General features: G+C 61.5%; 13 protein-coding genes and 1 tRNA gene. 10 read left to right on the forward strand and 4 right to left on the reverse strand.

Going from position 1 to position 23,386, the window contains the following annotated elements; all coding sequences use genetic code 11:
- Positions 1-399 precede the first annotated feature (399 nt).
- Together VSP_RS43635 and VSP_RS19515 are read right to left on the reverse strand one after the other, a co-directional pair.
- On the reverse strand, positions 400-1,929 hold the full coding sequence (locus VSP_RS43635) for a serine/threonine-protein kinase (RefSeq protein WP_081452612.1): 1,530 nt from the start codon (positions 1,927-1,929) through the stop codon (positions 400-402).
- 43 nt (positions 1,930-1,972) lie between these two features.
- Positions 1,973-2,722 carry an RNA polymerase sigma factor gene (locus VSP_RS19515; protein WP_044134625.1) on the reverse strand — a complete coding sequence of 250 codons (750 nt, stop codon included), beginning with the start codon at positions 2,720-2,722 and terminating at the stop codon, positions 1,973-1,975.
- Between the two features lie 891 nt (positions 2,723-3,613).
- On the opposite strand from VSP_RS19515, the gene VSP_RS19520 reads away from it, so the two are divergent.
- The 7 genes from VSP_RS19520 (at position 3,614) to VSP_RS19550 (ending at position 16,264) form a co-directional block, all read left to right on the forward strand.
- Positions 3,614-4,333, forward strand: a complete 720-nt coding sequence (locus tag VSP_RS19520; protein WP_009962804.1) for a hypothetical protein — start codon at positions 3,614-3,616, stop codon at positions 4,331-4,333.
- 91 nt (positions 4,334-4,424) lie between these two features.
- Positions 4,425-5,039 carry an alpha/beta hydrolase gene (locus VSP_RS36320; protein WP_009962805.1) on the forward strand — a complete coding sequence of 205 codons (615 nt, stop codon included), beginning with the start codon at positions 4,425-4,427 and terminating at the stop codon, positions 5,037-5,039.
- Between the two features lie 805 nt (positions 5,040-5,844).
- Positions 5,845-8,070, forward strand: coding sequence for a DUF1549 and DUF1553 domain-containing protein (locus VSP_RS19530; protein ID WP_009962806.1), 2,226 nt, complete (start codon positions 5,845-5,847; stop codon positions 8,068-8,070).
- A gap of 13 nt (positions 8,071-8,083) precedes the next feature.
- A complete protein-coding gene (locus VSP_RS36325) occupies positions 8,084-10,342 on the forward strand; it encodes a hypothetical protein (protein ID WP_009962808.1) in 2,259 nt (752 codons plus the stop codon).
- A gap of 60 nt (positions 10,343-10,402) precedes the next feature.
- Positions 10,403-12,715 (forward strand): c-type cytochrome domain-containing protein, encoded by a 2,313-nt coding sequence (locus VSP_RS19540; protein ID WP_009962810.1) that lies wholly within the window; start codon positions 10,403-10,405, stop codon positions 12,713-12,715.
- A gap of 97 nt (positions 12,716-12,812) precedes the next feature.
- Positions 12,813-14,240 carry a DUF1501 domain-containing protein gene (locus tag VSP_RS19545; RefSeq protein ID WP_009962811.1) on the forward strand — a complete coding sequence of 476 codons (1,428 nt, stop codon included), beginning with the start codon at positions 12,813-12,815 and terminating at the stop codon, positions 14,238-14,240.
- A 50-nt stretch (positions 14,241-14,290) separates the two neighbouring features.
- Positions 14,291-16,264, forward strand: coding sequence for a CehA/McbA family metallohydrolase (locus VSP_RS19550; RefSeq protein WP_009962812.1), 1,974 nt, complete (start codon positions 14,291-14,293; stop codon positions 16,262-16,264).
- A 1,242-nt stretch (positions 16,265-17,506) separates the two neighbouring features.
- Here VSP_RS19550 and VSP_RS41145 read toward each other — a convergent pair.
- Positions 17,507-17,755: a hypothetical protein gene (locus VSP_RS41145; protein ID WP_157210975.1), complete on the reverse strand. Its 249-nt coding sequence runs from the start codon at positions 17,753-17,755 to the stop codon at positions 17,507-17,509.
- Positions 17,756-18,026: 271 nt separating this feature from the next.
- The gene (gene ppdK, locus VSP_RS19560) at positions 18,027-20,999 is read right to left on the reverse strand and encodes a pyruvate, phosphate dikinase (RefSeq protein ID WP_009962814.1); all 2,973 of its coding nucleotides are present in this window, start codon (positions 20,997-20,999) and stop codon (positions 18,027-18,029) included.
- 555 nt (positions 21,000-21,554) lie between these two features.
- On the opposite strand from ppdK, the gene VSP_RS39705 reads away from it, so the two are divergent.
- The 3 genes from VSP_RS39705 to VSP_RS19580 all read left to right on the forward strand — a co-directional run bounded on the left by VSP_RS39705 (position 21,555) and on the right by VSP_RS19580 (position 23,366).
- Positions 21,555-22,136, forward strand: coding sequence for a prepilin-type N-terminal cleavage/methylation domain-containing protein (locus VSP_RS39705; RefSeq protein WP_009962816.1), 582 nt, complete (start codon positions 21,555-21,557; stop codon positions 22,134-22,136).
- A gap of 210 nt (positions 22,137-22,346) precedes the next feature.
- Positions 22,347-22,423, forward strand: a tRNA-Pro gene (locus VSP_RS19575).
- Between the two features lie 442 nt (positions 22,424-22,865).
- Positions 22,866-23,366 carry a hypothetical protein gene (locus VSP_RS19580; protein ID WP_009962817.1) on the forward strand — a complete coding sequence of 167 codons (501 nt, stop codon included), beginning with the start codon at positions 22,866-22,868 and terminating at the stop codon, positions 23,364-23,366.
- The last annotated feature ends 20 nt before the right edge of the window (positions 23,367-23,386 follow it).

Here is a 23,386-nt window from a genome sequence, read left to right on the forward strand (position 1 = left end):
CACTCCATCACTCCATCACTCCATCACTCCATCACTCCATCACTCCATCACTCCACCACTCCACCACTCCACCACTCCACCACTCCACCACTCCACCACTCCATCACTCCATCACTCCATCACTCCACCACTCCACCACTCCACCACTCCACCACTCCACCACTCCATCACTCCATCACTCCATCACTCCATCACTCCATCACTCCATCACTCCATCACTCCATCACTCCATCACTCCATCACTCCATCACTCCATCACTCCATCACTCCATCACTCCATCACTCCATCACTCCATCACTCCATCACTCCATCACTCCACCACTCCACCACTCCACCACTCCACCACTCCATCACTCCATCACTCCATCACTCCATCACTCCATCACTCCATCACCCCATCACTCCACCTCCCCGCCCCTCCTCATCCGCCAGCCCTCAAACACGGCCAACATCAACAGCACTCCCGCCAATCCCAACATCACACTCGACCTCGACCACGCCGTGGCCGCGCTGATTTCTTGGGCGGCGATGGCCATGCCAAAGAAGATCAACACCGCCAGCACCCGCGCCTTCCGTCGCGCCACTTTCCCCGCTGGACCGCCCACAAGTTGACTGGGCGTCAAACGGCGCTCCTTTCCCCACGCAGTGGAGCACAGATACAGCAGATGCATCTTGCGCCACAGCGGGTACCCCAGCAATCCGAGCACCAGCACCAGCCCGGCTGCCAGCCATCCCGTCGGACGAGGCATCCAGATGAACCCGATGAACACCGGGAGGAAAAACGTCGCCACATTCCACAGAGAGAACATACCCCCTAGCAGAGCGAACTCCCGCCGCTCTGTGGGCGTCAGGTGTTGCAGCACCTCCGAAACAACGGGCGAACCCGCCAGCAGTTCCATCACCGAGCGCCGCCCCTTGCGCGCCGCCCCAGGTTGTTGGGGGCTTCCCCCCCCTTCCTCCCTCTCCATCGCCGCCGCCACCGTCTCCACCTGCGTCCTGAACTCCGCCGCAGTGGGAAACCGCAACTCCGGAGTGTGCTCCAGGGCCCGCAGCACTATTTCATCAATCCGAATGTCCACCTGCACCTTGCGGGACGGCGGCTCCAGCCTTTCGCCGGGACGTTCACCGGTGAGCAACTCATAGAGCACCACCCCCAGGGAGTAGATGTCAGCCCGATGATCCGTCATCACCCCCTGCTCCTTCGCCTCCGGTGCAGCGTAAGCCGGTGTCCCCATCCCCAGCGTCGCCGAGGTGACGCCCCCCTCCTCAACAACGGCCTCATCACCCGTCACCATCTTGGCGATGCCGAAGTCCGTGATCTTCACGCGCCCCTCCTTGTCCACCAGCAGGTTCTCCGGCTTGATGTCCCGATGCACGATCCCGTGCTCATGAGCACATTGCAGCGCCTCACACACCGGCGGAACGATCGCGAGAGCCTCCTTGGGCGACAGCCGCCGCGTCTGGATGAGCTGTCGCAAATTCACCCCATCCACAAACTCCATGATCAGGTAATAAAAACCCTGCGTCTCTCCAAAGTCATGCACCGCGACAATATGCGGATGATTCAGCCGCGCCAGAGCCTGCGCCTCACGCTCAAATCGAAACGCGAAATCCTCATCCCCCACCCGCTCTGGAGCCAGCAACTTCAGCGCCACCAACCGGTTCAACGACTTCTGACGAGCTTTGTAAACCACCCCCATGCCTCCGCGCCCGAAACACTCCAGAATCTCCAGTTGTGGGAAATAAGGTGCCAGTTCCTCAGGTGTCAACGTGGGCAGCGGAGCCGACTCTCCCCCGTGAGTCTGGGTTGGCTCCAGCACCTGGCCCATCAGGCAGGCAGGACACAACCCCTGGGGAGCCTGGGCATTTACCAACGGCTTCCCACACTTGGGGCAGTTTGTTTTGATCTCTCTCGATGATTCACTCATACCCGGTCCTGACGCGTCGATTCCAAATCATCACCGAAAAGTTTCATCCATCCAGAAGAGCACGATACAATGCCTGGAGCTCCACCTCCACCATCGCAGAGTCCCCCACCGTTCCCGCCACCTCCTCGCGCACCCTCTGGCGGAAACGCCTCTTCAATCGGTGCACCGCCATGCGAAAAGCAGGAAGACTCAGACCCGCCTGGAGGGCCAGGCCGGATTGTTCGCCATACCCGCCCTCACCCATCAGCAGAGGCTTCACCTCCTCAAAGAACGGCCCGTTGCCCTGCAGCACGCATTCATCGCGCAGACGATCCAGTGCATGCGAGAGCAGCGTGACCGCCCACTGCTTGTCGTACTGCGCATCCGGAGAAGGCTGCGCGGGATCCACCACGTTTGCCATCTCCTCGCCTTCATAGTCCACCGCGATCCAGCCCGCCCCACGCTTCATGGTGTGCGCCGCCATCCGGTGATGAGACAGAAAATGCTTCACCGCCCCGAGCAGATAGGACCGGAATCGCCCGCGAGCCGGATCCACCGCCTCCATGGTGCCACCCCGCAAAACTTGCGCAAAGAAAGCGTGCGCCATCTCCCGGGCCGCATCCGCATCGCGCAACTCACAGCGCAAAAATGCCACCACCGGCTCGTAGTACGCTTCGCAGAGCTCCGCCAACGCCACCCGCCCCTCCTCAGAAGGGGACTTCGCCAGACACACCCGCGTCCACCGGGTGCTGTGAAATCCCAGCCCACTGCGTAAAGCAGGCGCTGTTGCGGTGGAAGGAATCGGTTCAGTCATGGTCGGATACAGGCCCCCTGACACATTGCAGGAGAACTATCACGCAATGAAAGGAAAAAAAGATGGCCTCAGTGCCCGGGGAGCTCGGGGAGCGCACGCATCCTGCGTGCTGTTTGCGGCATCTTGCCGCGAACGTCAGTCAGCGCATGACATCAGGTCCAACTGACGTGGGGGTGTTGATGGCGGTGGGGAGAAAGCAGATGCTGTCGGCCTTCCCACCTGATCATCGTCCTGGGAGGTCCCCAACGTTGACTCGCTTAGGGCTCGTCCAACGTTGGGCTGTGTTAGAGATCCCCGCTGGGGATCTGCTTCGATCTGGGGCGGCCGCCTCAAGGCTGGTTCCTTGGCTTCCACCCCAAAACGCGCGCGGTTGGTCCGTTCTCCTCACGCCGACAACTACGGCCGACATGGGTGGTCGCACGGCAGAAGGCTAGCTCAAACAGCTTCTGTATCCGCACTCACCCCGATGGCTCACGCCTTAACTCTCACCCACAGGTGTTTGATCACCATCCATCCAGCGCCCCTGTATTTGTCCACGTGAGGAGGCACTAGCTGAAGCGTCTGCAGGTTTCGCCTTCTCGCCACGTCATCAACCTTCGAAAGACTCAGGCACTCTTCCACTTTCCCTTCGACGACCTTTCGTAGTTTCCAGCACCCCCTCCTCTCCGTAACGCGCTGACTCACCCCATCACCCCATCACCCCATCACCCCACCACTCCACCACTCCACCACTCCACCACTCCACCACTCCACCACTCCACCACTCCATCCTCCGCCCCGCCCCGTCCCGCTCCACACCTCCTTCACCAAACCCTCACAACTCCTTCACGCCGAATTCACACCTCAGGACTTCCCACCGCATCGCCGCTTCGGCATGCTGGCGGGAGCCCGATGAAACAACCTCCGCCTGCCACCCTCCCCAAGCGCACCTGCCATCCGGCGGGGTGGCGGGTGTTCTTTGGTTGCGTGACACTCTACCTCTCCGGCTTCTATCTGGCGGACCTCGTGCTCCTCGCCAGCTCCTCAGGTTCGTGGAGCAACATTGGCTTCACCCTCCGCCAGGCTCCGGGCCCGCTGATTCACGGGATCGTCCCCGCATTGGGATCGCTCATCTGCCCGTTGGGACTGACCTTCCTCTTCCTCCCCCTGGCGCTGCACTGCCGCCGCCGATTCCTGATCGCCGTTGCCGGCCCGCTCCTGGCACTGACCGTGATCATGATCTGGTCTCAGATTCGCGAGCCTCACACCTCCCGGAGACGGATCGAGCGCCTCTGCAAAACCCCTCTGCCGCAGAAGCATCGGAACTACCTTGCCTATCACCCTTTGGGGAGCACCACCTTCACATACGCGATGGTGGGCATCAGAGAGTATTGCTCCTTCGAGATCGATCCCGAGTCCCTGCGTGAGTTCGTCGGGTCACGGCAGCCTTCCCGAGAACGGCAAGTGCGATTGCAAACGTCGCCCTACCGCGTCGGAGATCTTCCTCCGGAACTGGGCTGCGATCCGCTGGATCCCGATGCCTTGTTCTATGAACTGAGTGCCGGGGCCGACCTGATCGTCCTCCCCGGTTCACCCCGGGTGTTGATCGTCTGTTTCCAGTATGCGCGCTGAAACTGCCCACACGCCCTCAAACGGTGCCACTCACACCGCCTTCACTTTCCCGCTGTAACTTCCCCACCCCACCCGCCGTCTTGTCCCCTGCATGAATCTCCTCCATCGCGGACTGCTGCTGGCCCTGCTCCTGCCCACACTCCCCATCGTCGGAGCCCCTCCTGTCACCAATCAGGTGATCCTGGAACGGATCGGCGATCATCCCATCGAGGCCCACTTCGACCTTCCCTACGCGGGCAACACCCATCCCCGGCAGATGGTGGACTTGTACGTCCCCAAGAATCGCACCGTCACCACGCCCCTCCCAGTGGTCGAGTTCATCCACGGCGGGGCCTGGATCGGCGGCGATCGCAAAAGCGCCGCCGGAGCTCTGGGCGGCCTTTTGCTCAACGGCAACTACGCGGGCATTTCCGTAGGCTACCGCATGAGCACCGAGGCCAAGTGGCCGGCGCAGATCTATGACTGCAAGGCCGCCATCCGGTGGATTCGCGGGAATGCCGCCAAGTACAACCTCGATCCCGACCGCATCGCCGTCTGGGGAGGATCCGCAGGCGGGCACCTCACCTCCCTGTTGATTCCTCTTACCAACGGCGGCCACAACTTCCACACCGATGAGCTCAACAAACGCATCTTCCAGTATCTGGAGTGGCAGCTCCGCGGCGTGAAATCGGAGATTTCCACCGAGCCCATTCTGGTCGGGCCGTAGAGCCGACGGCAGCTCTCGAAGTTTATCCCTGAAGGGGATATCTACCTCAGCCCAAGGTTGGACGAGCCCTAAGCGAGTCAACCTTGGGTACCGGCATGAAGTTGATCAGGTGTGGAGGCCCACGTCACCCACTCCCCCCCTATCACCTTCAGCACCTCCATGCCCCTCCCCCTCCGCAACCAAGAGCCGAGACGGCTCTTCCACCTTTCCTCCATCACTCCATCACTCCACCACTCCATCACTCCATCACTCCATCACTCCATCACTCCATCACTCCATCACTCCACCACTCCATCACTCCATCACTCCATCACTCCATCACTCCACCACTCCACCACTCCACCACTCCATCACTCCATCACTCCATCACTCCATCACTCCATCACTCCATCACTCCATCACTCCATCACTCCATCACTCCATCACTCCATCACTCCATCACTCCATCACTCCATCACTCCATCACTCCATCACTCCATCACTCCATCACTCCATCACCCCATCACCCCATCACCCCATCACCCCATCACCCCATCACCCCATCACCCCATCACCCCATCACTCCACCACTCCACCACTCCCTCCCCCCTTCCGCATTCGCCTCCCCGCCCTGACTTTTTGTGACGGCTTCTTACGCATTTATCTCATCAGCCCCTCAAATTAGCCCGTTTTATCGCCTCTCCGCCGGGCATCCCTCCGCACCACGCCAGATCACGCCTGCTGATTCCGTATCTCTGTCCTGATGGACAGACAGATTCCGCAACGGCCTTTCCCCAGCCCAAGATGCAACCACCCACACCCCTCCGTGGGGCAACTGGGCTTCATCGCGACAGCGCTGTTCTGTTTCACGCTGACCTCCCCTGCCGCTGAGGCCACCTCCCAGCCGCCCAAGTCCACCGCGCTCAACTTCATCAACGACATCGAGCCCATCCTGACCAAGGCAGGATGCAACTCCGGCGGATGTCATGCCAAGGCGGGCACCGGACAGCGCGGATTCCGCCTCTCCCTGCTCGGCTTCGAGCCCCAGGAAGACTACGAATACATCGTCAAAGAGGGCAAGGGCCGCCGCGTTTTCCCCGCTGCGCCAGAGCAGAGTTTGCTGGTGCTGAAGGCCGCCAATATTGTCCCACACGGCGGTGGCAAGAAACTGGACCCCGCTTCGCACGAGTACGCCACCCTCGTCCGCTGGATCCGCGAAGGCATGGCCTACGGCCGCCCTGAGGATGCCAAGCTCGCCAGCATCGCCGTGGAGCCTGCCGTCTTGTCCATGAAGGCCAAGACCACGCAGCAGCTCAAGGTCACCGCCCGCTTCACCGATGGCTCGACACGTGACGTCACCTCCCTGTCCCTCTATGAAGCCAATGACAAGAGCATGGCGGAGACGACCGAGGAAGGACTGGTGACCGCCCAGGACATCCCTGGCAACGTGGCAGTGATGGTGCGCTATGCCGGGCAGGTCTCCGTCTTCAGCGTGACCATTCCCTTGGGAGCTCCCGTCGATACTCTGCCGCCCGCGAAGAACTTCGTGGATGAGCATGTCTTTGCCAATCTCAAGCGCATCGGCATCCCGCCTTCGCCTGTAGCTGACGATGCCACGTTCCTGCGCCGCGTCTCGCTCGATATTGCCGGACGCCTCCCCACGCTGGGGGAGGTCCAGGCGTTCCAGACCTCCCAAGCACCGGACAAGCGGGATCAAGCCATCGAGTCGCTCTTGAGCAGCCCGGACTATGCCGACTACTTTGCGAACAAGTGGACGGCCCTCCTCAAGAACAAGCGCGATGACGCGGCCGATATTACCGCGAACTTTGCCTTCCACGCCTGGATGCGGGACAGCCTCCTGGCCAACCGTCCCTATGACGACATTGTGCGCCAGATCCTGGCCGCCACGGGCACCATTGTCTCCAATCCCCCCGTGGCCTGGTACAAGCGGGTGAAGGAACCCCACCTGCAGCAGGAAGATGTGGCGCAGCTCTTCCTGGGCGTGCGCATGCAGTGCGCGCAGTGCCATCACCATCCCTTTGAGCGCTGGAGCCAGCAGGACTACTACAGCCTCTCCGCCTTCTTCAGCCAGGTGGGTCGCAAGCCCACCGCGATCGCCGGAGAGGATCTCATCTTCCACAAACGGGGCACGGCCCAGCTGGAGAACAAGAAGACCCGCACGCCGGTGAAACCTGCCGCGCTGGGCGGCCCCATCCTGGACATCGCCCCTGATGATGATCCACGTCTGCAACTCGCCGACTGGATGGGTGCCAAGGACAACCCGTTCTTCGCCACCGCCCTGGTGAACCGTTATTGGAAACACTTCTTCAAGCGTGGACTCATCGAACCCGAGGACGATATCCGCGATTCCAATCCCGCGACCAATCCTGCCCTCCTCAGTGACCTGGCCAAACACTTCGTCGAAAGCGGCTTCGACCTGAAGGAGGTCGTGCGGGTCATCACCCGCAGCCAGGCCTACCAGCTCAGCGCCATGCCCAATGATCACAATGCCGTGGACCGGCAGAACTTCTCCCACTTCTACCCCAAGCGCATGCAGGCAGAGGTCCTGCTGGATGCCATCAACCAGGTAACAGGTGCCCAGTCCGACTTCGCCGACCTGCCACCCGGCACCCGCGCCATCTCACTGCCGGACAACAGTTACAACCGGGCTTCCCCTTTCCTGAAGGTCTTCGGCCGTCCTGAGGGGGCCAGCGTGTGCGAATGCGAGCGGGTGCAATCCTCCAGTCTGGCCCAGAGCCTGCACCTCATGAACGCTGCGGATGTGAAGGCCAAGCTCGCCACCAGCAACGGTCGCGCAGACCGCCTGAGCAAGGCGGAGAAGTCTGTGCCCGACCGCATTCGCGAGCTCTATCAGGCGGCCCTCTCCCGCGAGCCCACCGCTGAAGAAATTCGACTCAGCGAGACCCACCTGCTCAAGCCGCGACTGGATGCGCAAGACAAGCCGCTCCCGGCAGCACAAGCCCTCAAACAGGGCTACGAAGACCTCATCTGGGCGCTCGTGAACACCAAAGAGTTTCTCTACAACCACTAACCGCTCCCCTATCATGATCAGCAGGCACCTGTCCCTTCCCACTCTGGGCGTCGCGGTCTCCGTATGGTTCGCAGCGTCTCCGCCCTCCCACGCGCAGCAGGTCACCCTGCCGCTGCCCCGACTGCTCACCCTCATGCCCATGGGTGCCCCTTCCGGTGGGTCCGTGGAAATCACTCTCACAGGAGAAAACCTGGAGGAAGTCACAGCGCTGCTGTTCTCCACCCCGCAGGTCACCGCCCGCCCGGTTGCGGGTGCCGACGGGTCCCCCGTGCCCAACAAGTTCCTCGTCTCCGTGGCCCCAGGCACCCCTGCCGGTGTGCATGATGCCAGAGTCCTCTCCAGGCTGGGCATCTCCTCCGTCCGGGCCTTTGCCGTAAGCACTCTTAAGGAAATAACCCGCACCGCGGCCAACAACACCGTGGAGACGGCCCTGCCGCTGGAGCTCGACTCGATCTGCAACGCCAGCATGACGAAACGGGCGGTGGATCACTATGCGTTCCAAGCCCGGCAGGGACAAGCCATCGTCGTGGATTGTGCGGCGGCAGGCATCGATTCCCGGCTGACGCCCGTGGTCGTCATCGCCGATGCCCAGGGGCGGGATCTCCTGGTGAACCGCACGGGTGGCCGTCTGAACTTCACGCCCCCGGCCGATGGTCGCTATCTCATCAAGGTGAATGACCTCACCTTCCAGGGCGGTGAACGCTACTTCTACCGGCTGGCCTTGCAGGCAGCGAATGGCAAGACACCCCTGCCCCGCCAGCCCGAGACCCGGAGCGTGAGCGCCATGTCCTGGCCGCCCACAGGCCTCACCGCCATCCCCGCCAATCGCGAAACGGAGCCCAACAACCGCGCTCCCGAAGTCCAGAAGATCACCCTGCCCTGCGACATCGGCGGGAACTTCTACCCCGCGGCAGATGTGGACACCTTTGAGTTCGCGGCCAAGAAGGGCGAAACCTGGTGGGTGGAGGTGGCTTCCGAGCGCCTCGGCCGCGACACAGATCCTTTCGTGCTGGTGCAGCAAGTAAAGCAGGCGGACGGCAAGGAGACGCTCACAGATGTGGCAGAGCTCTATGACATCCCCAGCCCCATGAAGCTCTCCTCAAACGGCTACTCCTATGATGGCCCGCCCTACAACGCTGGCTCTCCGGATGTGAACGGAAAGTTCGAGGTCAAAGGGGACGGCATCTACCGGTTGCAGTTGCGGGATCTCTTTGGCGGCACCCGCAGCGATCCAGACAATGAATACCGGCTGCTGGTCCGGCAAGCCGCCCCCGACTTCTCCCTGGCCGCCTGGGGTGTGCACATGACCCTGCGCAACGGGGACCGCGCCGCCCTCTCCAAGCCCATGGCCCTGCGTGCCGGCGAGTCCCGTGTCTTTGAGGTCGTCACCCAGCGGCGTGATGGCTTCGACGGTGCCATCGAGCTTGCCATGGAAGGTCTGCCCACCGGTGTCACCGCCACAGGCCTGAAGATCGGCGCAGGCAAGACCTACGGACACCTCGTCCTCACCGCCGCCAGCGATGCCACCGATGCCTTCTCCCTGGCTACCATCACGGGCAAAGCCCTCATCAATGGCCAGGAAACCACCCGCTCCTGCCGCATGGCCACCATGAAGTGGCCGGTCAAGGATGCGAAGGGCGAAATCCCCGCGCCTCGCCTCATGGCCGATGTGCCTGTCTCCGTGAGCAACTCTGAGCCCGCTCCCCTCACCATCGAACCCGCCGACAGCAAGGTGGTGGAGGCCACCGTCGGCACCACCGTGACAGTCCCGCTGAAGGTCACCTGGCGCAATGAATTCACCGGCACCTCTCTCAAGCTCAAGGCCTACGGCGACGGCTTTGCCGGGTTGAAGGAAATAGACATCCCCATGAAGGCGGAGACGGCCACACTCACGCTCGACCTCGCCGCCCTGAAGCTGCCCGTGGGAGAGCACGCCCTGGCGCTCTATGGCACCGCCGTGAGCAAGTACCGCTACAACCCCGCCGCCGTGCCCCTGGCCGAGGCCGAGCAAAAGAAGGCCGAGCTGCTGGCCCAAGCCGCCGCTGAGGAAGCCAGGAAGATCGCCGCCACCGATGCCGCCGCCGCCAAAGCGGCCGCTGCCAAGGCCCAACTGGCCGGCACCTTGATGGCGGAAGCCACCAAGAGAATGAAAGCCGCCTCCACCACGGCGGAACCCCGGGACACCGTGGACATCATCGTCTCCGCCCCGATCCGCCTCTCCGTCAAACCGGCTCCTGTTGCCTCCGCCGCCACGACCTCCAGCAAGCCTTGAAACCGGGGGGCTGATGCCCTCACCCGTTCCTGTTCTCGCCCTTTCCTCTTTTCCCATCTCGTGAAACTCCCTCTGGCTGCCTTCCCCTTGCTTCTGGCCACCTCCGTGCAGGCCGCCGTTGAGCCGCTCGAGTTCTACAAGGACGTCCAGCCCTTTCTCAAGGCGAACTGCATCTCCTGCCACAACAAGACCACGACCAAGGCGGGTCTGAACATGGAGACGCCGGACGCCATGAAAGCGGGCGGCGACTCCGGCCCCGCCCTGCTTCCCGGAAAGGGGGCAGAGAGCCTCGTGGTCCTGGCCTCACTCCACCAGAACGACATGGAAATGCCCCCGGCCAACAACAAGTCGGGCGCGGTCAATCTCACCTCTGGCGAAATCGAACTGCTGAAACGATGGATCGACCAGGGCGCTCCGATGGCCCAGCAGGAGGTCCGCCAGGTGCAGTGGCAACCCCTGGCCGCGGGCGTGCACCCCATCTACGCCGTGGCCATCACCCAGGACGGTCGCTACGCCGCCTGCGGCAGGTCCAACCGAATCTTCATCTACGACCTCGCCACCCGGCAACTGGTATCCGAACTGCATGACGCCGCCGCTCCTGACAAGGCTGCCCACCGCGGCATGGTGCAGAGCCTTGCCTTCAGCCCGGACGGCACGCGTCTGGCGAGCGGCAGTTATCGCGAAGCAAAGCTCTGGCAGATGGCTCCTTCCACCGCCCGTTCGGTGGCACCGTCTCCTGCCCCCGCGCCAGTTGACCCTGCCTGGCTGAAAAAGATCGAGGAAACCACCAAGACCAAGATCGCCTGCAGCGCCGCCGCCCCTCAGGGAAAACTGGTCGCCACTGCCAGCGGGGACGGTACTGTCAGGTTATGGGAAACCGGGGCCGCCAAGCCCCTCCTGGAGCTGCGCGGCACCTATGCCGGTCTCCGAAAAACCGCCAGCCTGGAGTGGGATCTGGGATTGCAGACTCTGGAACAGGCCTTCCATACCGGGGAAGTCGCCCGTATCGAAGCGCAGAACAAGGCGCTGGAGGAGTTGCTGAAAAAGGCCAACGAGACCATTGCCGCCATGCAAAAGCTCGTGCCCGAGAAGGAGAAGGCCGTGAAGCCCACCACAGACGCCAAGGACCTGGCGCAAAAGACCGTGGATGAAGTCGCGGCCAAGCTGGCCGCACTTCCGGCTGACAAACCTGACCCGGCGTTGGTGAAATCGCTCAAGGATGCGCAAGACAAGCTCATCACCACCCGCATGACGGAGACCTCCGCGCTGGCGGCCGTTTCTGCCGCCCAAAGCAACCTGAAGGACGCGCAGGATGAGGTGAAGCGCATCACGGACACCAAGACCCGGAATGCCGACGCCATCGCCGCCGCGAAGTCGGCCCTGGCCGCTTCCCAAGCCACCGCCGCCAAGATGACGGCAGAGTTAAACACGCTCAAAAAAGAAGCCGCCAATCCCACCTCGCCGCCGGCGGCCCTGGCCTTCTCTGCCGACAGTCAGCAGATCGCAGCGGTGCTGGAGGACGGCTCCCTGCGACTCTGGGCAGTGGCCAGCGGCACCCCGCTGGATGCCACCAGCAAGGAAACAACCACCGCCAGTCTGACGGCCGGCCCCGATGGAACCTTTGTCGTCACCCGTGCCGCCCATCGCACCACCGCGGCCATTCCAGCCTGGAAATTGACCCACACCTACGGTGGCGATGCCGAGCCCAACCGCTTCTCAGACCGGGTCAATACCGTGACCTTCAGTCTTGATGGAGCCAAACTCGCCGTGGGCAGCGGGGAGCCCTCCCGCTCGGGCGAGGTCGTCGTCTTCGAGACCGCCACGGGCAAGCCCCTCCAAACCCTGAAGGATCTGCATGAGGACGCCGTGCTCAGCCTCGCCTTCTCCCCGGACGGTGCCCGCCTTGCCTCCGGTGCAGCGGACAAGATCGCGAAAGTCACCGACCTCACCACTGGTCGGGCCACCAACACCTTCGAAGGGCACACGCACCACGTCACCGGGGTGGCCTTCCGGGCAGATGGGCGCGTGCTGGCCAGTTCCGGTGCGGATGGCGTGGTTCTCACCTGGGACATGCTGGCGGGTGAGCGGCGCAAGAAGATCGAAGGCTGGACCAAGGAGGTCACCGCCCTTCAGTACATCGGCTCCTCGAACCTCCTCGTCACCTCCGCCGGTGACAATCTGGTGCGCATCGTCAATGACGAAGGCACCCAAATCCGGTCCATCGCCAACCTGCCGGACTACGTGCAGGCCGTGGCCAGCTCACCGGGCGACTTGATCATAGCAGGGGGCGAAGACAGCGCCCTCCGGGTCTGGGACCGGACCAGCGGCAAGGAACTGGCAGTTTTCCAGCCCGCTGGCACCTCCCCGCCATGATGGTTTTGTCACCACACCTGATAGCGATGCCCTTCACCGGCCCCAGCCACGCAAGTCTTCCCATCTCCAGCCCGTAATCCCCTCACCCAACGCGACCATGTCCTCCATCATCACCCCTTCCAAACTGGCCCGATGTGCGGGCCCGCTGAGCTGGAGCCGACGCAGTTTCATGCAGGTGGGCTTGTCCGGTTTCGCCTCTCTCACCTGGCCGGGGCTGCTCAAGCTCCGCGCTGAGAACGCCGTGAAACCCGGGCACGAGCGGAAGGCCATCATCATGGTCTGGCTCCCCGGAGGACTCTCGCACCTGGACTCTTATGATCCCAAGCCGGAGATCGGCAGCGAGTACCGCGGCCCGTTCAAGACGATCAGCACGAAGGTCCCCGGCACCCATTTCACCGAGCTGATGCCCCTCCAGGCCCGCATCGCGGACAAGTTCACCGTGCTGCGCTCCATGAACCAGAAGGCGGGCGGACACCCGGCTGGCTCCATGCAGATGCTCTCAGGCGATGCCGATACGCGGGACAAGCCCAAGCCCCGGCTGCCCGACTGGATGTCCGTGGCCCACTACCTGCGGTCAAAGGAAGGCAAGCGCACCAATCCCCTGCCCAACTACATCGGCGTCAATCCTCCTCTGGAGTACAATGGCCCCGCGTATCTCGGCGATGCCTATGCCCCGTTCTCCGTGATGGACGATCCGAACCGCCCCAACTTCCAGGTTCCAAACCTGGGCCTGTCGGATGAGGCGGAAACGCGCCGCCTCAGCGAGCGGGTCGCCCTGCGCAAGAGCCTGGACAAGATGGAGCGCGCCTTTGACCGCGAGGGTGAGCTGGGTGCGCTGGATGAATTTGAAACCCAGGCGATGACCCTGCTCACCAATCCCCAGACGAGGGATGCCTTTGACCTCAACAAGGAAGACGCCGCGACTCGTGACCGCTACGGCCGCAACCGCTGGGGGCAGCAGCTTCTGCTCGCCCGCCGCCTTGTGGAATCCGGCGTGGAGATGGTCACCAGCAGCCTCAGCGGCCCCTTGTGCGGTCGTGTGGGCAACTGGGATGACCATGCCGTGAACCACCACCAGTTTGAAGCCCTGCGCTTCCGCATGCCCAACTACGACCAGGCCGTCGCTGCCCTCATCGAGGACATCTACGCCCGCGGTCTGGACAAGCGGGTGCTCGTGGTGGTGACAGGTGAGTTCGGCCGTACACCCAAGATCAGCTTTGACCGGAGCACCGGTGCAGGTGACGCCAGCGCCCCTGCCGGCACCCTGCAACCGGGTCGCGACCACTGGCCGCGCGCCTTCACCAACATCTGGGCCGGCGGCGGCATTCAGACCGGCGGCATCATCGGCGCGACGGACAAGCGGGGCGAAGATGTCATCGAGCGCCCCTGCGGCCCGGGCGACTTCCTGGCCACCATCTATCATCACCTCGGGATCGATTCGTCCAAGATCACCATCAACGATCTGAATGGTCGTCCCACGCCAATTGTCGATCATGGGCGTCCCATTGCGGAGCTCATCGCCTGACCTGCTGCGATGTTTCTGACGGGAGTTTCCTAAAACCCGCTTCCTCGCCCGTGTCCCATCCTCTGAGGTTGCTCGCAGCCACTGCCGCTTTCATCTCTGCCGCGTTTGCCCCTTCCCCGGTGCACGCGGCAGAGGCAGTCATCCTTGAGTCTCGCACGCAGCACCTGGGCAACGCAGGCTCTTGGGAATGGGAGCACTACAAGGACAAGCTGGTGGACGGCGAACGGCTGGAGCTCACCTTCACCTCCCATCCCAACGCCACCGCCTATACCCTGCATCTTTGGCAAAGGGATGTGAAGCTCAGCTGGCCCGTCTTCCTGAACAACAAGAAGCTGGGCAACCTGACGACTGCTGAAACTGCCTTGGAAACCCTGCTGGAGATCCCTCCCGGCACTCTGGTGGAAGGCGAGAACAAGCTGCGCATCGAGGCCCCGCCTTCACTCGATGACATTGAGGTCGGGCCCGTCTCCCTCACGCCTCAGCCGGTCGCGGTCGCGGTTGGCGGAGCCAATGTGAAAGTGGGCGTCACGAACAGGGCCGATGGGACCTCCCTGCCCTGCCGCCTCACGCTCACGCGGCGAGACGGCACCCTCCAGCCCCTGCGTGCCGAACCCGCCGCTGAGACGACAACACGCGTCGGCGTCATCTATGCAACCAAGGGTCAAGCCGTTCTCTCCATCCCACCGGGAGATTACGTGCTCCATGCCGGACGCGGGTTCGAATGGGGCATCGAGCGACGCGAGTTCACGGTGAAACGAGGCGGTACAGTTGACCTGCGAATGGCCTTGAATCGCGAGGTGGATACCACCGGCTGGGTCGCGGCCGACAGCCACATTCACACCCTCACCCACAGCGGCCACGGTGACGCCACCATGGACGACCGCATGCGCACCATCGCCGGTGAAGGGATCGAACTGGCCATCGCCACCGATCACAATCATCACACCGACTACGGTCCTGCTGCAGCCTCCACAGGCACGACACCCTACTTCACCGGTGTGCGTGGGAACGAGGTCACCACCAAGGCGGGACACTTCAACGCCTTTCCCGTGGATGCCGACGCGGTTCCGCCCAATCACCAAGAGCTGGATTGGGCCAAGCTCATCCCTTCCATCCGCGCCACACCCGGCGTGAAAGTCGTCACGCTCAATCATCCCCGCGATCTTCACAGCGGGTTCACCCCCTTTGGCGGGATGATGTTTAATCCCAAGAGCGGGAAACACCGCCATGCCTCCGTTCTGGACATTGATGCCGTCGAGGTCATCACCTCGGCCGCCATGCAGTCGGACGTGCACCTGCTCTATCGCGACTGGTTTGCCCTCCTGAATCGCGGCCACCGGATCTCCGCCATCGCCTCCAGCGACAGCCACGATGTGAACCGTTTCATCCTCGGCCAGGGCAGGACCTATGTGGCCGCAGATGACGCAAACCCGGCCAACCTCGGGCTGGACGAGATTTGGCGCAGCTACAAGGAGGGACGGCTTCTGGTCAGTCTTGGGCTTCTGGCGCAGATCAAAGTAAACGACCGCTATTCGGTCGGCGATCTCGCCACCAAGCTGGGCGAGCATCTCACGGTGCAGGTCACCGTGAGCGGGCCCTCCTGGGTGACGGCAGACAAAGTGGAGCTGTATGCCAACGGCATCCTCATCAAGGAAATGACCCTCCCTGCCAATCTCAAGGGTGGCGTGAAAGGCGTGGCGCACTTTGAGGTGGCAAAGCCCCCGCACGACGTCCACTTGGTTGCCATCGCCACCGGTCCCGGCGTCACCGAGCCCTTCTGGGAAATCCCCCGCCCTTATCAGCCCACCAGCAAGGCCTTCACCCCCAAAGTCGTCGGTTCCACCAACCCCGTCTGGATCGATGCTGACGATGACGGCCAGTTCCACTCCGCCTACGCCATCGCCCAAGCTCTGGTACACCGCGCAGGCGGCGATGTTGGAAAACTCAAAGAGCTGCTGCAAGGGTATGATGAAGCCGTGAGGACGCAGGTTCAGTCGTTGCAGAGTGCCGAGGTGGCGGAGTAGGGAAAACGAATTCTCGGTGGTCGAATCCCCCTCCGCTTCCAACCCGACGGGGACCGTCGGACTACCCTGACGCGCCGCCACAGCGTAGTCCGATGGTCCCCATCGGCTCAGTCGCCGCAGAGTCGCGCAACCAATCCCCCACAAAGTCCTCTTCCCCTGCTGCACGCGCACAGATTGGCGGATCTCACAAGGGCCACAAAAGCGGTGATTCTCACCGCAGTCCCAAAAGCGCTGCGCGCTCAGACGGAGGAGATGCTGCGATGCTACAGACTCATCACGCCTCCGATATCGGAGGCCTGGCAAACTGCCCCCTCATCCACCACACCCAACACCTGAGCGCGCAGCGCTTTTGGAGTGCGCGCGGGAACCGCCGCTTTCGGGAGTCCTGTGTGAGCATCGAACCAGGCCATCTGAACGGAGCAGAAGCACTTCGACCGCCAGACACGGTTCGCGGAATCAATCCCTACCACCTCACACCACACCCCGTCCGGCGTCCCATCCGGGACGCAATACCTTGAACCCGAATTCCGGTGGTTCCGGTCGCTCCACTCCCTTCACCACCGGCTACTCTCCGACGTCCCTCCGGGACGAAAAGCGCTCCGCGTCCCGAGGCATCACATTTCGCACGACGCCCTCTAACTAACCCCACTTCCCAAAAACTCCCACCCAACACAACACTCAGTCATGAATGGCACTGCCCTAAGGAGGTTTCTGCATGGGCTGAGCAGAGGGGAGAGTGTCCCAAACAGGCCTTAACCTCAATGTTTCATAATACATCGAACCAGCGGCCGTCAAACCCTTGCTGCATGGGCAACGGACAGCATTTTGGCCTCATTTCCAACTCTCACCTTTGGTGAACGTTTGGAAATGGCAAAGAACCCCGCGTCGTGGCGGTCTGCGCCTTGTTGCAGGAGGGTTCCCCGACAATTGGCCTCTCCGGAGGCCGGATATTTATGAAACTGGGGAGTTAAGTCAGCAACGTTCCAGTCAGTCATTCAGATACTCTGCACTCGACCTTACCACGGCATCAATGACCCGCTGCTGGCCTACCAGAACCGCCGCCCCTCGCCGCCTCAGGAGGACCAAAGGTCCGGCATCATACCAGCCTGGGGCACCGCCCCAGGATTGCATGATCAAACATCCATTGAGGGCTGAAGGCCCGGCCTCATCAAGCCTGCCCAAGACAACCATCCCTCACTCCACTCCTCCCTCACTCCATCACTCCCTCACTCCCTCACTCCATCACTCCATCACTCCACCTCTCCACCTCTCCACCTCTCCACCTCTCCACCTCTCCATCACTCCATCACTCCACCACTCCACCTCTCCACCTCTCCACCTCTCCACCTCTCCACCTCTCCACCTCTCCACCTCTCCACCTCTCCACCACTCCACCTCTCCACCACTCCACCACTCCACCACTCCACCACTCCACCACTCCACCACTCCACCTCTCCACCTCTCCACCTCTCCACCACTCCACCTCTCCACCCCTCCACCCCTCCATCACTCCATCACTCCATCACTCCATCACTCCATCACTCCATCACTCCATCACTCCACCCCTCCACCCCTCCACCTCTCCACCTCTCCACCTCTCCACCTCTCCACCTCTCCACCTCTCCACCACTCCACCACTCCACCACTCCACCACCATCCCCCCAACAAAAAACAAAGTCCTGTGAAGGCAATCTTCACAGGACTCTGTAACTAACGACTATTTTCGTTGTCTGCGGCCTTCAGGCTTCAGACACCTGCTTCGTTACTTTTTCTTGGCAGCTTTCTTGGCAGGTGCAGCCTTCTTGGCGGCTTTCTTGGCGGCTTTCTTGGCCATAGGTTTGTTCCTCGTTACTGGGTTGCTGGTTGCTGTTTTTGTCTTGGCCGCGGCAACCTTGCCGGCGCGCGCCGTCACGGCGGGCTTGGCACTTGCTTTACCACGGACAGCTTTTTTCGGAGCAACTTTGGAGCCATCCTGCTGCGCTTCTTCCTCCAACGCTGCCTGGGCTGCAGCAAGGCGGGCAATGGCCACGCGGAACGGGCTGCAGCTCACATAATTCAAACCAATACGGTGACAGAACTTCACGCTGTCGGGATCGCCACCATGCTCGCCACAGATGCCGAGCTTGATGCCGGGGCGCGTTGCGTTGCCCTTCTCCACAGCGATCTTCATGAGTGCGCCCACACCCACCTGATCAAGGGTGGCAAACGGGTTCTTCTTGAAGACTTCGTTCTCTTGATACGGCGTAAGGAACGCACCCATGTCGTCACGGCTGATGCCGAGAGCGGTCTGGGTGAGGTCGTTCGTGCCGAAGCTGAAGAACTCAGCCGTTTCAGCGATCTCGTCCGCCGTGATTGCACCACGGGGAACTTCGATCATGGTGCCGACCTGATAGTCAATCTTCACCTTGCGCTCGGAAATCACTTCCTTGGCGACACGGTGCACGATTTCAACCTGCAAGTCGAGTTCCTTTTTGAAGCCCACGAGCGGGATCATCACTTCCGGCTTCACCTTGACGCCAGCCTTGATCACGTCAGCAGCGGCCTCAAAGATGGCGCGGGCCTGCATCTCGGTGATCTCGGGATACGCGATGCCAAGACGGCAGCCGCGGTGACCCAGCATCGGGTTGAACTCGTGAAGCTGATGAATGCGCTGAACGATGAACTCGCGGCTCATGCCGGTCTTCTTCATCGTGTCCTTCATCTCGTTCTCCTGGTCTTCCTTGGGAAGGAACTCGTGGAGCGGCGGGTCAAGGAGGCGGATCGTCGCCGGCAGACCCTTGAGGGCCTTGAAGATGCCGGTGAAGTCTTCACGCTGATAAGGAAGCAGCTTCGCAAGAGCCTTCTTGCGGCCGGCTTCGTCGGTGGCCATGATCATCTCGCGAACGGCGTAGATGCGGTCCCCTTCGAAGAACATGTGCTCCGTACGGCAGAGGCCGATGCCCACTGCGCCGAACGCCAGGGCGTTGGCCACCTGGTCAGGGCTGTCTGCGTTGGTGCGGACCGTCAGGCGGGACACCTTGGAGCACCAGTTCATCAGCTTGCTGAAGTTCTGGTAGTTGCGGCCTGCAAGGGCGTCCTTGTTGCCGTCCACCAGCGCCTGGGTGATCTCGGAAGGAGCGGTCGGCAGGTTGCCTTCATACACGAAGCCGTTGGAACCGTCGATGGAGAGCGAGTCGCCTTCTTTGTAGGTCTTGCCACCCACGGTGAAGGTACGTGCTTCGTAATCGATGCTCATGCCCGGGGTCTTGTCAGACGCACCGCACACACACACCTTGCCCATCTGACGGGCGACGAGTGCCGCGTGGGAGGACACACCACCCTTGAGGGTGAGAATGCCTTCGGAGGCCAACATGCCGCGGATGTCTTCCGGGGAGGTCTCGTTACGCACGAGGAGGACGCGCTCACCCTTGTCGCCAGCAGCAGCTGCGCGGTCAGAGTTGAAGTAGATCTTGCCGGAGGCGGCACCAGGACCAGCGTTGAGGCCGGAGGCGATGACCTTGGCGGCTTTCACAGCCTTGGATTCAAAGATCGGAGCAAGCACCTGCTCAAGCTGGTCGGCGGGAACGCGCTTGATGGCGGTCTTCCAGTCGATGAGCTTCTCCTTCTCCATTTCCACTGCGAAGCGGACGGCGGCAACGCCGGTGCGCTTGCCGTTACGGGTCTGGAGCATGAACACCTTGCCCTCTTGGATCGTGAACTCGAAGTCCTGCACGTCTTTGAAGTGCGCTTCGAGCACGTGGCGGATGCGGTCGAGCTCCTTGTAGGGCTTCGGCATCACTGCCTGAAGATCAGCCACGGGGCTCGGGGTACGCACGCCAGCGACGACGTCTTCGCCCTGGGCGTTGATGAGGAACTCACCGTAGAACACCTTCTCACCGGTGGCGGGGTCACGCGTGAACGCAACGCCGGAGCCGGAGTTGTCACCCGTGTTGCCGAACACCATCGCCTGCACGTTGACAGCGGTACCCCACTCGTGCGGGATGTTGTACTTGCGGCGATAAACGATCGCGCGGTCGTTGTTCCAGGAGCCGAACACTGCGCCGACGGCACCGTTAAGCTGGTCCCAGGGATTGGTCGGGAAGTCCTTGCCCGTGCGGTCTTTGACGAGCTTCTTGAAGAGAGCGACGAGCTCTTTGTAGTCGTCCACGGTCAGGTGGGCGTCGTCCACGTCATCTTCGTGGTTGTCGTGCTTGAGCTTGTGGATGACAGCCTCAAACGGATCTTCGTCTTCATCCGGACGCTTCTGCACGCCCATCACCACGTCGCCGTACATCTGGATGAAACGGCGGTAGCAGTCCCAGGCAAAACGCTCGTTGTTCGTGGCGCTGACGAGAGCCTGCACCGTCTGGTCGTTAAGACCAAGGTTGAGGATCGTGTCCATCATGCCTGGCATCGAGTCGCGGGCACCGGAGCGCACTGCAAGGAGCAGCGGCATCTTCTTGGTGTCGCCGAACTTGTAGCCCATGATCTTTTCCATGCCAGCCACGCCAGCTTCCATCTGCTTCTGCAGCGTGGCAGGATAAGTCTTCTTGTTGTCGTAGTAGTAGGTGCAGACCTCCGTCGAGATCGTGTACCCGGGAGGTACTGGAAGACCGATGCGGCTCATTTCCGCGAGGTTGGCCCCTTTACCGCCCAGCAGCGCCTTCATAGAGCCGTTGCCGTCTGCTTTACCTGCTCCGAAGAAGTAAACGTATTTTGTTTTCTCCGCGCCGCCTTTGGTTGCTTTTTTTGCCATAGCTGATTCAGTCACTTTACGGGACTGTGATGTTCGTGTGTGTTGGTTTGGTTCGATGCGTCTAGCCAAATTGAATTAATTTCGCAAGAGTATTGGGTTCACCTCGCCTGTCAATACTCTTTGCATGTTAGTTGCAAGGCTCGAAACACCCCGATTCACCACGGAAAATGACGCTGCTGGCCGCCCCGATTTCACCTATCAAACCATGAAATCCAGGCGGCCTGAACTCACTTTCCAGGACCTGGCTCATGGCAATTGTCCCCCATTTGCTGCCCCATCGAATCACCATGCTGGAGCCATCCCGCTCCGACCGACCTTTGCCACGAGCCCCGTACACCAAGGCGGGTGTTTCAAGAACAGCCCCCTTTAAAATTCCCCTGTTGACGGTTTTCACGAAATTCCAGTATTCTGGATGGAAATCACCCCCATCCGCCCCGCCCCCCGGCAGGCGCGCCATCCTTTCCTTTCCGTCCATATAATAAATAGCGCCCTATTAACAGCTCGCGTAACCACCACCCCTGCCAGACCAAACTGACCCCCAATACACATCCATCCATGAAGACGCTGAATCCCGTCGTGCGCCTGAAGCACGGCTTCACCCTGATCGAAATGCTGGTCGTGATCGGCATCATCGCCATCCTTGCCACCATCGCCATCCCGACTGGAAACATCGTGCTGAAGAAGGCCCGTGAACTCCAGGCCAAAACCGCCATGAAGGGGCTGGAAATCGCCATCAAGGGTTACCAGACCGAGTACAATCGGTATCCGCTGGCTGCTGATCAGACGGATGATTCGGCCGTCTATGACACCACGGATGAGAGCGGCCAGCAGCTTCTCGCCGTGCTGATGGCAACAGATACTACCAACAACCCGCGCAGAGTCCGGTTCTACGACCCGCCGCCCGCCAAAAACCAAACCAACGGGTATGATTCTACGACTGGCAATCTGTACGATCCCTTCGGCAAGAGAAAGGGATACAAGATCCAGATTGACTACGATGGAGACGGCATCATCGAAGATCCATACAGCTCCGGTGAAACCCTTTCCTCTGGGGTCATCATTTACTCCCCCGGTGCGGATGCTATCGAGAGCATCGGCAGCGACACCAAGTCAGACGACGTCAAGTCCTGGCAGTAATCGAGCGCGCGGAATCCCTTTCGCCAATCCCCAAACTGGTTGACCTTCCGATCCGCCGTGGAGCCCGTCTCCCCGGCGGATTTTTTGTTGCGCCCTCGCAGCCACGTCTGATCGCCTGCATCTGTGTGCCGCAAAAGCTCAAGTTTCCAGTTGCACATCCCACCGTCCGCGCCATCATCCCCTCCCGGTTATTCTCCGTGGTTTTAGACACGGGCTGTAGCGCAGTCTGGTAGCGCGCTTCGTTCGGGACGAAGAGGTCGTGGGTTCGAATCCCGCCAGCCCGACCACGATCAGTGGGCACCTCCTCCCCGCCTCTACTCCAGCAGGCACCCCGAGGAGCAAGTGCGTCCCCGCCATCCCCAGACCGGCGCGGCTGCGCCCATGGTTCAATGCAACTACATGAGGCCCCTCAGGCAACAGTCGTGAGCGGCACCGTCTGCAGCTGAGCGACCACCAGCGCCTTGAGCATGCAGGGCAGGATTTATTAGCATCCATCAAGCCAGCTCTGAACAAACTTTGCCCGAACGCTAAGTGCGGCGGACCATTCTCCGCTCACGCACCCTTTCCACGTTGTCTGACTTTCAAAGATTGAGTGTATGGTTCTGCAACTGAACCGCGTAGAGAGCCCACGCAGCTCAGAGTCTGTCAGCTTCCAAGGTTGACTTGCTCGGGCATGCGGCTCTCTTTTTCCACCGTTCTGCGCGGCATCTCCCTCCCTCATCACTCCCCATGAGAATCGTTACCATCATCGCCCAAGTCACCCTGGCCATCTCCATGGCGTTCGGCGGCTTCAAGCTCTATCAGTGGCATCGCGAACATCCCGGTGCCAACGATCCTGTTGAAATCGTCGTGCAGGCTCCCTCTTCGGGCCTGACTCCAGAACAGGAGGAGGCTCAAGAGGTCATCAAACAGTGGATGAAAGACAACATTCGTGATCGCAGCGCCTCCATCGGCCGCTGGAGCCAGATTGTGCCAGTGCGGGGTCGCAGCTGCGTCGTCGCGTCGATAGAAGGCAAGCTGCGCTCTGGCAAGAAGCTCGTGCGCACCTACGTCTTCGAGTATCAGGGCAAGGATCTCCATGACATCAAGCTTGGACCTGAATACCTGGAGGATCTCGCCAGCGATTCCCGCTCCGCCCCTACGAGAAAGCAAGAGGTCGCGATCAAGAACACCATTGAGCATTTGAAGCTGATCATCGCCCAAGTAGGCAAGGACGACTCACCCATGTAAGCCAGCCGATCTCCTGTCGT

It is taken from the genome of Verrucomicrobium spinosum DSM 4136 = JCM 18804 (genome assembly GCF_000172155.1).
Taxonomy (GTDB): Bacteria; Verrucomicrobiota; Verrucomicrobiia; order Verrucomicrobiales; family Verrucomicrobiaceae; genus Verrucomicrobium; species Verrucomicrobium spinosum.